This is a genomic window from Arthrobacter sp. D3-16 (assembly GCF_054408515.1).
Genome location: NZ_CP096437.1, coordinates 2,526,407 through 2,538,587, shown reverse-complemented (window position 1 = coordinate 2,538,587; position 12,181 = coordinate 2,526,407). Strand labels below are relative to the sequence as shown.

Genomic DNA, 12,181 nt, shown 5'->3' with positions numbered 1-12,181 from the left:
GATTATCCAAAGGAGACACATCATGGCTTCTCAACGAGGAGAGTCGCTTGACACCGTGAAGTCGCGGCGCAAGGGCATCGACAAATCGCACTACCTCTACATCGCTGTTATTGCCGCCGTCATCCTCGGCGCGTTGGTGGGACTGCTGTTCCCTGAAGTTGGCAAGTCCATGAAGCCGCTCGGCGACGGCTTCATCAAACTCATCAAGATGATGATCGCTCCGGTCATCTTCTGCACCATCGTCCTGGGCATCGGCTCGATCGCGAAGGCTGCCACCGTAGGCAAGGTAGGCGGCCTGGCGCTGGGTTACTTCGTCCTGATGTCGACGTTCGCGCTCGCCATCGGCCTGGTGGTCGGCAACTTGATCCATCCGGGCGAGGGCCTGAAGCTTGCCCCCTACGACCCCAACAAGAAGGCGGAGGTAGACAGCACCGTTGCCTTCCTCCTTGGCATCATTCCAGGAGATATTCCCGTTCTCCCCACCCTCTTTGCTGCAATCCTCGTAGGGTTTGCCCTCCAGAAGATGGGCCCGCAGGGCGCGCCCATCCTTAAGGCCATCGGCCACGGCCAGGTCCTCGTATTCCGCATCCTGATCATGATCATGTGGCTTGCCCCCGTGGGCGCCTTCGGTGCCATTGCCGCCGTCGTGGGAGCTACCGGATTCCAGGCCATTGTCAGCATGTTCACCCTGATGGCTGCCTTCTACATCACCTGCGCACTGTTCATCGTGGTCATCCTGGGCGGCCTGCTCAAGGTGGTCACGGGCGTCAACATTTTCAAGCTGATGAAGTACCTGGGCCGCGAGTACCTGCTCATCTTCTCCACGTCATCCTCCGAAGCTGCCCTGCCCCGCCTGATCGCCAAGATGGAACACCTCGGTGTCTCCAAGCCCGTTGTGGGCGTTACGGTACCCACCGGCTACTCCTTCAACCTTGACGGAACGGCCATCTACCTGACCATGGCCTCCCTGTTCGTTGCCAACGCGATGGGCACGCCGCTGGACCTGGGTGCACAGGTCTCCCTGCTCATCTTCATGATCATTGCCTCCAAAGGTGCAGCCGGTGTCACCGGTGCCGGCCTTGCCACGCTTGCTGCCGGCCTGCAGGCCCACAAGCCCGAGCTGCTGGGCGGCGTGGGCATGATCGTAGGCATCGACCGTTTCATGTCCGAGGCCCGCGCCCTGACCAACTTCACCGGCAACGCCGTGGCCACCGTGCTCATTGGCACGTGGGTCAAGGAGATCGATGGTGGCCAGGTCAACCAGGTGCTCTCCGGCGAACTGCCCTTCGATGAGCAGACCATGATTGCCGGCCATGCTGCGTCTGCAGCTACTGAAACCGAGGCACGGCCGGTGCCCGCCAACGCCTAGGCGCCAGCACCTGCCACCCACCGCAACTGCCCCCGCAGCCCCCTCGCTGCGGGGGCAGTTGCGTGCCCGGGAAAGGCAACCTTCGACCTCAACTAGAGGGTAAAGGCTCAACATCCGCGGAAAGTCAAGTTGCCTGGAATACCGTGTCGGGCGCTGTAACCTTGGGAAGAAGAAGGAGCGTTGCTGGGCAGCCAGCGGCAGGAAATCACCGTCATCGAAAGTGTGGATAGATACGTGAGCAGCGAACAGGGTTCGGCAACTCTGGAGGGCACGCAATTCGACCTGGAAGACGCGGTGATGGGACCCACGGGGCGCCCATACCGCGAGTTCCCGGAACCTGCGCCCCTGGCCTCCCACGGTCCGGCCCGCGTGATCGCCATGGTGAACCAAAAGGGCGGCGTCGGCAAAACCACATCCACTATTAACCTGGCAGCAGCGCTGGCTGAATACGGCCGGCGTGTGCTTCTGGTCGACTTCGATCCCCAGGGCGCGCTGTCTGCCGGCCTGGGCGTGAACCCGCATGAACTCGACCTCACCGTGTACAACGTGCTGATGGACCGCAAAGTGGATATCCGGGATGCCATCCACCAGACCGGCGTTGAAAACGTGGACCTCCTGCCGGCAAACATCGACCTCTCCGCTGCTGAAGTCCAGTTGGTCAATGAGGTTGCACGCGAGCAGGTCCTGGACCGTGCCCTCAAGAAGGTCGAAGACGATTACGACGTCGTCCTCATCGACTGCCAGCCGTCCCTTGGCCTTTTGACCGTCAACGCGCTCACCGCGGCGCACGGCGTCATCATCCCGCTGATCTGCGAGTTCTTTGCCCTCCGTGCAGTGGCACTGCTGGTGGAGACCATCGACAAGGTCCAGGACAGGCTCAACCCCCGCCTGCAGGTGGACGGCGTGCTGGCCACCATGTACGACGCCCGGACGCTGCACAGCCGCGAAGTTATTACCCGCCTGGTGGAGGCCTTCGGTGACAAGGTCTTCGAGACCGTCATCAAGCGCTCCATCAAGTTCGCCGATGCCACCGTTGCCGCGGAGCCGATCACCAGCTACGCCGGCAACCACGTGGGAGCCGATGCCTACCGCCGGCTGGCCAAGGAACTGATCTCGCGCGGCGGCGCACCCTAGCTACGCTGTGGCCGAATCCAGGCCCGGCTTCGAGGTGCGGCTGGCCAACTTCACGGGTCCCTTCGACCTCCTGCTCGGACTGATCGCCAAGCACCAGCTGGACATTACCGAGGTAGCCATCGCCACGGTGACCGACGAATTCATCAAGTACATCCGGAACCTGCAGAAGCTGGGCGAGGAGTGGGCCCTGGATGAGGCCAGCGAATTCCTGGTGATTGCCGCAACGCTGCTTGATCTCAAGGCCGCGCGGCTCCTTCCGGCGGGGGAGGTCGAGAACGATGAAGACATCGCGCTGCTCGAAGCGAGGGACCTGCTCTTCGCGCGGCTGCTCCAGTACAAGGCCTTCAAGCACGTGGCCGGACTCCTTGGCGAGACCCTTCACCAGGAGGCCATGCGGTTCCCCCGGCAGGTCGCCCTCGAAGAACACTTCGCCGCCATGCTTCCCGAACTGGTCTGGAAACACACTCCGGAACAGTTCGCCCGCCTGGCCGAAGCGGCACTGGTGCCCAAGGCTCCAAAGCAAACCGAAGTAGGCCTGGCACACCTGCACGGCGGCAATGTCAGCGTGAAGGAGCAGGCAGAAGCAATGGGCCTGCGGCTTCAGATTGAATCCCCGCTGACCTTCCGGGCCCTGATTGCCGATGCCGGGTCCACCCTGGTGGTGGTCGCGCGGTTCCTTGCCCTCCTGGAGCTGTTCCGGGACAGGGCGGTTTCCTTCGATCAGCTGTCACCGCTGGGAGACCTGGCTGTGCATTGGACTGCCGGCAACGGGGAATGGTCAGCGGAAAACCTGAGCGAAGAATTTGAGGAGCAGCTGTGACTGGGCAGGCAACACAAGGTACCGGCGAAGGGGAGACAACTATCGCAAACCTTCCGGGTGGGCCGAAAGCCGCCCTTGAAGCGGTGCTGATGGTCATAGACCAACCCGCCACGGAGGAGGAACTGGCTGCCGGACTCGAACTTCCGGTTGACGCGGTCGCCGCCCTGCTCGCAGAACTCCAGCGGGATTATAGCGGCTATACTGTTAAAGCCCCGGATATGGATCAAGCCAGTGGAACTGGTTTCGGCTCCAGCCCCCGGGGTTTTGAATTGCGGAACGTCGCCGGCGGCTGGCGGATCTACTCCCGTGCTGAATTCGCCCACATCGTGGGCAAATATGTGCTGGAGGGCCAAACAGCCAGGCTTACCCAGGCCGCCTTGGAAACGCTGGCGGTGATCGCATACCGCCAGCCGGTTTCCAGGGCCAGGGTTTCCGCAATCAGGGGAGTCAATGTTGACTCTGTCGTACGGACGCTCGCCCAGCGCGGACTTATCGAGGACTCAGGAACGGATCCGGAGTCCGGCGCGGTCCTCTACCGGACCACTTCATATTTCCTGGAACGGATGGGAATCAGCTCTGTGGCTGAGCTGCCGCAGCTGTCCCCACACCTCCCGGGGCTGGACGGCATTGCGGAGTTCTACGACGCCGAAGGAATGTAGCCAGGGCACCACCCTGGCGGCACGCAAGAGTACTTATAAGGGCAGACTATTTCTGCACGGCTGGTTAAGGTAGTCCTTGGACACCTTTCCGGTCAACACATCGAAGGACGGGTCATGACACAGGCGGGACGCCAGGGTTCACCACGTAAAGGTTCGGGACGCGACAGTACCGAACGCAACACATCACAGCGCAGCGCCCCCCAGGGTGGTGCCTCCGGCGGCGGGTTCCGCGGCGGGGCCGCCAAACGCGGCGGCGGATTCGGCAGCGACCGCCCGCACCGGGCGCCGAAGCCGCGCGAGGAGCGGTTCATCGATCCGGACCAGGCACCGGCCGGTGGCCAGGGGGGCCGCGGAGCAACGGAACCCAAATCTGCAAAGCCTTCCTCCCGGAAGCCTGCCGTACGCAAGCCGGGTGCCAAGAAGGCACCGGGAACGCCCGGCGCGCTGAAGCCAAAGCCACGCACCGGCGCCCCGGGGGCAGCAGCTTCCCGTGCTTTCGGCAGCGAACGTTTCGGCCAGAACCTGGGTCCGGTACGCCGGCCAACCCGGAAGAAGGGCCCGCGCGGCGAAGTTCCCCAGTCGGAACTTCACGATGCCGACGGCGTGCGCCTGCAAAAAGTCATGGCCTCCGCGGGCGTAGCGTCACGCCGCGTCTGCGAGGAAATGATTGCCGAGGGCCGGGTGGAAGTGGACGGCCAGGTAGTCACCGAGCTCGGCGTGCGCGTCGACCCGAAGACCGCGGTCATCCACGTTGACGGACTGCGGATCCAGCTGGATGAGAACCTCGTGTACATGGTGTTCAACAAGCCCAAGGGCGTTGTTTCCACCATGGAGGACCCCGAAGGCCGTCCCTGCATCAGCGACTTCCTTCGCCACCAGCACGGCGAACGCCTCTTCCATGTGGGCCGGCTCGACGTCGCCACCGAGGGGCTGCTGCTGCTGACGAACGACGGCGAACTTGCCAACCGCCTGACGCACCCCTCCTATGAGGTGCCCAAGACGTACCTGGTCCAGGTCCGGGGCCCCTTCCCGCAGGGAATCGGCGCCCAGCTCAAGGAAGGCGTGGAACTGGAGGACGGCTTTGCTTCGGTGGATTCCTTCCGCCTCGTTGACTCCACCCCCGGCCACGTCCTGATCGAGGTAGTCCTGCACTCCGGCAAGAACCGCATCGTCCGCCGCCTGTTCGACGCCGTCGGATTCCCGGTCCTGCGGCTGGTGCGCGTCAAGGTGGGACCCATCGGTTTGGGCGACCAGCGCCAGGGAAGCATCCGCAACCTCGGCAAGCAGGAAGTCGGCCATCTGCTGGCATCCGTAGGGCTCTGAGGCATGTCCGCTTTCCACAGCCAGGGCCGCGGGCACCTGGACGGTCCGGTGGTGGTCATCGGTACGGGGCTGCTGGGCACCAGCATCGGGCTGGGCCTGCGCGGCCGGGGCGTTCCGGTTTACCTGTCTGACCCTTCGCCCACCAACCAAGCTGTAGCGGTGGATATCGGCGCCGGCCAGCCCTTGGCCGGGCTTGCGGGTGCTGTGCCGCAGCTGGTGGTCGTCGCTGCCCCGCCGGATGTCACGGCAGATGTTGTGGCAAAGGCGCTGGCTGAGTACCCGGACTCCGTGGTGGTGGACATCGCCAGCGTCAAGGCGGAGATCCTCTCGGCACTGCGCAGCCGCGGCGTGGACCTCTCCCGCTATGTGGGCACACACCCTATGGCCGGACGGGAAAAGTCCGGGCCGGTCGCAGCCCGCGGGGAACTCTTCACCTCGATGCCCTGGGTGGTGTGCCCGGCGGAGGAAACCTCCGGCGCAGCCCTCCAGACGGCCCGCTCGCTGGCCACGGACCTGGGGGCGGTTGTTTCCCAGTTCACAGCGGACGAACACGACGAAGCCGTGGCCCTGGTATCGCACCTGCCGCAGGTCATGTCATCGCTGTTGGCCAGCAGGCTGCAGGGTACGCCGCTGCACGCGTTGTCCCTCGCGGGCAACGGACTGCGCGACGTCACCCGGATCGCTGCCAGTGATCCATCCCTGTGGGTGCAGATCCTGGGCGGCAATGCCGCCAAGGTGGTCGAGATCCTTTACGGCGTGCGGGAGGACCTCAACCGCCTGATCGGCACACTGGAGGAGCCCACCGCACCGGGCGCCCGCCTCGACCTCGCACAGCTGATGAGTGAAGGCAACGCCGGCCAGGCCAGGATTCCGGGCAAGCATGGCGGGCCTCCCCAGGCGTATTCGTGGCTCACCGTCCTGGTGGACGACAAACCCGGCCAGATCGCACGGCTCCTCACAGAAATCGGTGAGATCGGCGTGAACCTGGAGGACCTGCGCCTGGACCACTCTTCGGGCCAGAACGTGGGTATGGTGGAAATCTCCGTGTTGCCGAACAAGCATGACCACCTGATCGAGGCACTCAACGACCGCGGATGGCGGGTACTCCAGTAATGACACAAGAACTTCTTGACACGCTGCCCGCGCTCCGCGTCGGCAGGCCGCTGGTGGTTGCCATCGACGGGCCGTCAGGCTCGGGCAAGTCCAGTGTCAGCAAGGAAGTGGCCCGCAGGCTCCGGCTCGCGTACCTGGACACCGGTGCCATGTACCGCGCCCTTACCTGGTACTGCGTTACCAAGGGCATCGACCTGGAGGACGGTGCGTCCGTGGAGCAGGCGTCCCGGGACCTGGTCCTGGACCTGAGCACCAGCCCGCAGGAGGAGTACGTCCGGGTGGACGGGATCGATGTCACCGACGCCATCCGGGAACCCGCCATTTCCTCAGCTGTCAGTGCCGTGGCCACCACCCTTGGTGCCAGGACAGAGCTGATCCGGCGGCAGCGCGAACTGATCGAAAAGCACCACCGCCGGATGGTGGTGGAAGGCAGGGACATCACCACCGTCGTCGCGCCCGGGGCTGAAGTGCGGATGCTGCTCACCGCCAGTGAGGAAGCGCGGCTGCGCCGGCGCGGAATCCAGCTCGGCGGCACCCAAAACGCGGAGCAGCTGGCGGCACAGGTGACCCACCGCGACGCCAAGGACTCCACGGTGGTCAACTTCACGCAGGCCGCTTCCGGGGTGGTAACCCTGGATTCCTCGGACCTTGACTTCGACCAGACTGTTGCCGCGGCGCTCGTGATTGTCACCAAGGTCCTGAACCGTGACTGAACCCAGCGTCGGAAAGTCCGGGCCGCAGATCCCGTCCGCCTGGACCATGACGTGGAGCCGGCCGGTGGGCTGGATCCTGGACCACCTGGTCTACCGGACATCCGTCACCGGCCGGGACAACGTTCCCACCGGCGGCCCGGTGATCTTTGCCGGCAACCACATCAGCTTCCTGGACGGGCCGGTGATGTTCGGCGCGTCACCACGGCCCATGCACATCCTGGTGAAACAGGAGATGTTCAAAGGCTTCCTCGGCCAGGTGCTGACGGCGTCCGGGCAGCTGCCCGTCGACCGCGCGGGGGACCGTGCTGCGCTGCAGCGCTGCAAGGAAGTGCTCGACGCCGGCCGTTGCGTGGGGATTCTTCCTGAAGGCACCCGGGGGAGCGGTGCTGCCGCGGACATCAACGGGGGTGTGGCCTGGTTGGCGCTGAACTCCGGCGCTCCGGTGGTGCCCGTGGCGATCCTGGGCACGCGCAAAGGGAACGAGCACCTTGATTCGGTGCCGCGGCCGGGCAGGCGTTTCCATGTCAGCTTCGGTAATGCGCTGACACTGACCCGCCGGGCCGGGGAAAGCGGGCGTGCTTCAATGGACAGGGCGGCGCTGGAGATCCGGGCCGCATTGTCAGGGCACGTGCAGGATTCCATCCAGCTCACGGGGCAGCCCCTGCCGGCGGCAGATTTTTTCAAAGACTTCACAGCAGTAGCCGGGACGCCGGCAGATGACCACTAAGGACAATGCAATGAGCGATACAACACAAACGACCGGCCCCTCCGGCGCCGGCGACGACGAATATACCCCTTCGGGCACCGACCAGGTGGCCGAGCGGCTTGCGGCGATCGACGACGACGAGGCCGAGCTCCGTGCCGCGTCCCTCCGGGCCGGCCTGGAGGACTACGAGCTCGACGAGGACGACGCCGCGCTGCTCAGCGGTGAATATGACGACGAGGACTATGACGGTCCGGTCAAGCTCGATCCGGTGCTGGCCATCATCGGACGCCCCAACGTGGGCAAGTCCACCCTGGTCAACCGTATCCTTGGCCGCCGCGAAGCGGTGGTGGAGGACACCCCTGGCGTCACCCGTGACCGCGTGATGTATTCCGCCAACTGGAACGGGCGCAACTTCACCCTCGTGGACACCGGGGGCTGGGAACACGACGCCCGCGGCATCCACGCCCGCGTGGCCGAGCAGGCCGAGATGGCCGTAGAACTCGCGGACGCAGTCCTCTTCGTCGTCGATTCCGCGGTGGGTGCCACTGCCACTGATGAAGGCGTGATGAAGATGCTGCGCCGCAGCAAGAAGCCCGTCATCATGGTAGCGAACAAGGTGGATGACTTCGCCCAGGAGGCAGATTCCGCTGCGCTGTGGGGACTCGGATTCGGCGAGCCCTACCCCGTCTCGGCACTGCACGGCCGGGGCGTGGCCGACCTGCTTGACCACGTGATGGATACGCTTCCCGAGTTCTCCACCATCGAAGGACTGGAGCGGTCCGGCGGCCCCCGCCGCATCGCGCTGATCGGCCGCCCCAACGTGGGCAAGTCGTCTCTGCTGAACAAGCTGGCCGGTACCGAGCGCGTGGTGGTGGACAACACTGCAGGCACCACCCGGGACCCGGTGGATGAATTCATTGAACTCGGTGGCCGCACCTGGCGTTTCGTGGACACGGCAGGCATCCGCCGCCGCCAGCACATGGCCCAGGGCGCGGACTACTATGCCTCCTTGCGGACGCAGGCCGCGCTCGAGAAGGCGGAGGTCGCCGTCGTGCTCCTCGCCGTGGACGAGGTCCTCAGCGAGCAGGACGTCAGGATCCTGCAGCTCGCCATTGAATCGGGCCGCGCCCTGGTGCTCGCCTTCAACAAGTGGGACCTGCTCGACGACGAACGCCGGCGCTACCTCGAACGCGAAATTGAGCAGGACCTGGCCCATGTGGAGTGGGCACCCCGCGTCAACATCTCGGCCAAGACGGGGTGGCACAAGGACCGCCTGGTTCCGGCCCTGGACCTGGCGCTGGAGAACTGGGACAAGCGCATTGCCACCGGTCGCCTCAACGCCTTCCTCGGCGAACTCGTGGCCGCACACCCGCACCCCGTCCGCGGCGGCAAGCAGCCCCGCATCCTCTTCGGGACCCAGGCCTCAAGCCGGCCGCCGAAGTTCGTGCTGTTCACCACCGGATTCCTGGACCCCGGATACCGCCGTTTCATCACCCGGCGGCTGCGGGAAACCTTTGGTTTCGAGGGCACTCCCATCGAGGTCAACATGCGTGTGCGGGAAAAGCGCGGCAAGAAGCGTTAAGTCCGACACACCTCGGCGCAAAAGCCGGAAAGTGTCACTTGCACCCTCCGGAATCGTGTAAGCTCTTCTAGGTGGTTCGGCCGGACTGCTGGTGGAAATCCCCGGGTTAGCCCGTGGATGAAGCACAGCGGAGAACGGCGGAACTAACGGGCTGTAGCGCAGCTTGGTAGCGCACTTGACTGGGGGTCAAGGGGTCGCAGGTTCAAATCCTGTCAGCCCGACCATGAAGGACCGGAACCACGCGGAAACGCGGGTTCCGGTTCTTTCTTGTTTCCGGCTAGTCAGCCTTCAGGTGGAGGAGCCGCGGGAGCACCCCCACACTTCGGCGATCAGTACCTGATGTAGACGATGTGACAATTCCGTTTGTTGTCATGCTTCTTGCCCCACTCATACCAGTCGTGGCCCCACCTGCCATGGCAGTGGTAAAGGTACTTGTAGTTGTTGTTGTGGTGGCCGGAGTGGTGGCGGTCATGGCGGCGATCACTGTGGTCGCGGCCGCGGTCGCGGTCCCTCTTGTCGTTGTAGTCCCTGCTGTGCGACGCCCCACGGTCACGGTCTCGGTCGTAATCGCCAGCATAAGCAACACCAGCTGATCCACCGAAGATCAAGCCGGTAGCAAGGGTGGCGGAGCCGAGAAGGCGGGATACTTTGTTCATTGCATTTCCTTTAGGTGATCGAATGATCGATACCGCGGGAACGGGTGAGCCGGCAGAGTGGGCACGGCCTTCGTTGGGCGCGGTCCACTCCGTTGTTGACTCGCCTGTCTGCGGTTTTGTCTCAAGCCCGATCGGCGCTAAAGAAGCGCCTTGCTTGAGGGTGACAGCGCCGGCGTCAGAGGTGAACCTGATACTTCCCCCGGTGCATCGCTGCGGGGCGCTGTAGTGATGACTGAACACATGGAAAAGGCCCAGTTAGGCACTGTGTGTGAGCAGTGAGCGCCGGTGTCTGGACCCTCATGAAATCAGTTGCCGTCCTCCATGTATTTTCGTTGGGAGGGACGTGGCAACTACGATACTCCGTATTTTTCGCCTGTGAAGATCCCTGCTTTTATTACAAGAAGGTCCCTGCAAACATAGTGTTGAGAGGTGCTGACGACGCCTCCCGCAGGTCTCTGCGCGGGTTTTCGGGCTACTCACCGGTATGACGGCATGAAGCACAGCGCCCGTGCCTGGTTGTTACGGAGCCTCCTACGGGCGAGGCCGGGCAGGCCTGGCGTGAAAGCAGGAATTGCACACAATGGGAGCCTTCCGGCGCATCCCTCCAAGCGCGGCTCGGGAGTTAGCCCTACTGACAGATGGTTGCGCTTACTTTAGGAACTTGGACGTCCTGCGGTCGGCAAGGATCTTTCCCTTTGTCTGGCAGGTGGGGCAGTACTGCAGGGCAGTATCGGCGAAGGACACTTCACGCACGGTGTCCCCGCACACGGGGCACGGCATACCTGTCCGGGCATGGACACGCATGTGGCTGCGTTTGACGTCCTTCAAATCCTTCGGCGGCTTTCCGCGGGCCTCCGCCAGCGCCGTGCCCAGCACGCCGTGGATGGAATCATAGAGGACCTGAACCGTTTCCCGGTCCAATGATTTGGCAGTGGCGAAGGGGGAGATCCGGGCGGCGTGCAGGATCTCGTCACTGTACGCGTTGCCGATGCCGGCGATCACGCTCTGGCTCCTGAGCAGCCCTTTGATCTGCTGCGAACTGCCGGCGAGGATCTCGGCCAGCATGCCGGCGTCGAACGCTTCGGTGAAGGGGTCCGGCCCGAGTGTGGCGATGCCCGGGACGTCCTGGGGCTCCCGCACCACATAAACGGACAGGCTCTTCTTGGTTCCGGCCTCGGTGAGGTCGATGCCGCGCGGCCCATCGGGGCCGCTAAAGGCAAAGCGGGCCGCGATGTGGCCCTTGCCCATCCTCAGCTGGGCGTCGGTGGGGGAGTCCTTGAAGCGCACCCAGCCCGCCCTGGCCAGATGGAACACCAGCGATATCCCGCCGGTGTCGATGCTGACGAACTTACCGAAGCGGCGCACTCCCGTCACCGTCCTGCCTTCCAATGCATTGAAGGGGGGATCAGCCGTCTTGAGCACGGCGAAGGAAACAATCTGCACCTTGGTTACCGAAGTGCCCCGCAGATGCTCATCAAGGAATTCAGCCAGGCCGGCCACCTCGGGAAGTTCCGGCATGTCTTATCCTGCCTCTTCCCGGAGTGCCGGAAGGGTGCGTGCGCTCATGGCTCCCATCTTGTCAGAATCCCCGGCGAAGGCTCCGGCAGTTGTGCCTATACTTTCAGCGGCGGCCTGTTTGGCCCCGTTGACCTTGGTGTTCGACCCCATGAAAGGCCCCTGATGAGCAACATTCCCGAAGACCTGTCCTACACCGCCGAACACGAGTGGGTTTCTGCTCCCACTGCCGACGGTGTGGTGCGGGTGGGCATCACCGACTTCGCCCAGGATGCCCTCGGCGACGTCGTCTACGCCCAGATGCCGGAAGTGGGCACCAAGATTACGGCGAACGACGTTGTGGGCGAGGTTGAATCCACCAAGAGCGTCAGTGACATCTACGCGCCGGTCACGGGCGAGGTGGTGGCCCGCAACGAGTCACTGGACACGGATTCCGCACTGATCAACACCGATCCCTACGGCGACGGCTGGCTCATCGAGGTCAAACTCGCCGAAGCAGACGCCGTTGAGTCGTTGCTCAGTGCATCGGAGTACGAACAACAGGTAGGCTAAAAGCTAACCGGTAAATCCGGTTCGGCCAGCGGTGCAGAC

13 protein-coding genes and 1 tRNA gene are annotated in these 12,181 nt (G+C 64.0%); 11 read left to right on the top strand and 3 right to left on the bottom strand.

The features are described 5' to 3' along the window. Window positions 1-22 precede the first annotated feature (22 nt). The 10 genes from M1D32_RS12120 (at window position 23) to M1D32_RS12075 (ending at window position 9,643) form a co-directional block, all read left to right on the top strand. Window positions 23-1,369 carry a cation:dicarboxylate symporter family transporter gene (locus M1D32_RS12120; RefSeq protein ID WP_458778913.1) on the top strand — a complete coding sequence of 449 codons (1,347 nt, stop codon included), beginning with the start codon at window positions 23-25 and terminating at the stop codon, window positions 1,367-1,369. A gap of 234 nt (window positions 1,370-1,603) precedes the next feature. Continuing rightward, window positions 1,604-2,503, top strand: a complete 900-nt coding sequence (locus tag M1D32_RS12115) for a ParA family protein (RefSeq protein WP_104045332.1) — start codon at window positions 1,604-1,606, stop codon at window positions 2,501-2,503. Window positions 2,504-2,510: 7 nt separating this feature from the next. Then, window positions 2,511-3,323 (top strand): segregation and condensation protein A, encoded by an 813-nt coding sequence (locus M1D32_RS12110; RefSeq protein WP_458778912.1) that lies wholly within the window; start codon window positions 2,511-2,513, stop codon window positions 3,321-3,323. Further along, window positions 3,320-3,982 carry an SMC-Scp complex subunit ScpB gene (gene scpB, locus M1D32_RS12105; protein WP_458778911.1) on the top strand — a complete coding sequence of 221 codons (663 nt, stop codon included), beginning with the start codon at window positions 3,320-3,322 and terminating at the stop codon, window positions 3,980-3,982. The genes M1D32_RS12110 and scpB overlap by 4 nt, the downstream gene beginning before the upstream one ends. Before the next feature lie 114 nt (window positions 3,983-4,096). Further along, complete coding sequence (locus tag M1D32_RS12100) at window positions 4,097-5,305, top strand: pseudouridine synthase (protein ID WP_458778910.1); 1,209 nt, start codon at window positions 4,097-4,099, stop codon at window positions 5,303-5,305. 3 nt (window positions 5,306-5,308) lie between these two features. Continuing rightward, window positions 5,309-6,418 carry a prephenate dehydrogenase gene (locus tag M1D32_RS12095; RefSeq protein ID WP_458778909.1) on the top strand — a complete coding sequence of 370 codons (1,110 nt, stop codon included), beginning with the start codon at window positions 5,309-5,311 and terminating at the stop codon, window positions 6,416-6,418. Then, the gene (gene cmk, locus M1D32_RS12090; RefSeq protein WP_458778908.1) at window positions 6,418-7,131 is read left to right on the top strand and encodes a (d)CMP kinase; all 714 of its coding nucleotides are present in this window, start codon (window positions 6,418-6,420) and stop codon (window positions 7,129-7,131) included. The genes M1D32_RS12095 and cmk overlap by 1 nt, the downstream gene beginning before the upstream one ends. A 46-nt stretch (window positions 7,132-7,177) precedes the next feature. Continuing rightward, window positions 7,178-7,858 (top strand): lysophospholipid acyltransferase family protein, encoded by a 681-nt coding sequence (locus M1D32_RS12085; RefSeq protein ID WP_458782180.1) that lies wholly within the window; start codon window positions 7,178-7,180, stop codon window positions 7,856-7,858. Window positions 7,859-7,868: 10 nt separating this feature from the next. Then, window positions 7,869-9,419, top strand: coding sequence for a ribosome biogenesis GTPase Der (gene der, locus M1D32_RS12080; RefSeq protein WP_458778907.1), 1,551 nt, complete (start codon window positions 7,869-7,871; stop codon window positions 9,417-9,419). 147 nt (window positions 9,420-9,566) lie between these two features. Then, window positions 9,567-9,643, top strand: a tRNA-Pro gene (locus M1D32_RS12075). A 105-nt stretch (window positions 9,644-9,748) separates the two neighbouring features. Here the strand turns inward: M1D32_RS12075 and M1D32_RS12070 are convergent. The 3 genes from M1D32_RS12070 to M1D32_RS12060 form a co-directional block, all read right to left on the bottom strand. After that, window positions 9,749-10,075, bottom strand: coding sequence for a hypothetical protein (locus M1D32_RS12070; RefSeq protein ID WP_458778906.1), 327 nt, complete (start codon window positions 10,073-10,075; stop codon window positions 9,749-9,751). A gap of 648 nt (window positions 10,076-10,723) precedes the next feature. Next, entirely contained in the window at window positions 10,724-11,593 is an 870-nt protein-coding gene (locus M1D32_RS12065) for an Fpg/Nei family DNA glycosylase (RefSeq protein WP_458778905.1), read from the bottom strand. A 3-nt stretch (window positions 11,594-11,596) separates the two neighbouring features. Continuing rightward, on the bottom strand, window positions 11,597-11,743 hold the full coding sequence (locus tag M1D32_RS12060) for a hypothetical protein (RefSeq protein ID WP_458778904.1): 147 nt from the start codon (window positions 11,741-11,743) through the stop codon (window positions 11,597-11,599). 12 nt (window positions 11,744-11,755) lie between these two features. On the opposite strand from M1D32_RS12060, the gene gcvH reads away from it, so the two are divergent. After that, entirely contained in the window at window positions 11,756-12,142 is a 387-nt protein-coding gene (gene gcvH / locus M1D32_RS12055) for a glycine cleavage system protein GcvH (protein WP_458778903.1), read from the top strand. Window positions 12,143-12,181 lie beyond the last annotated feature (39 nt).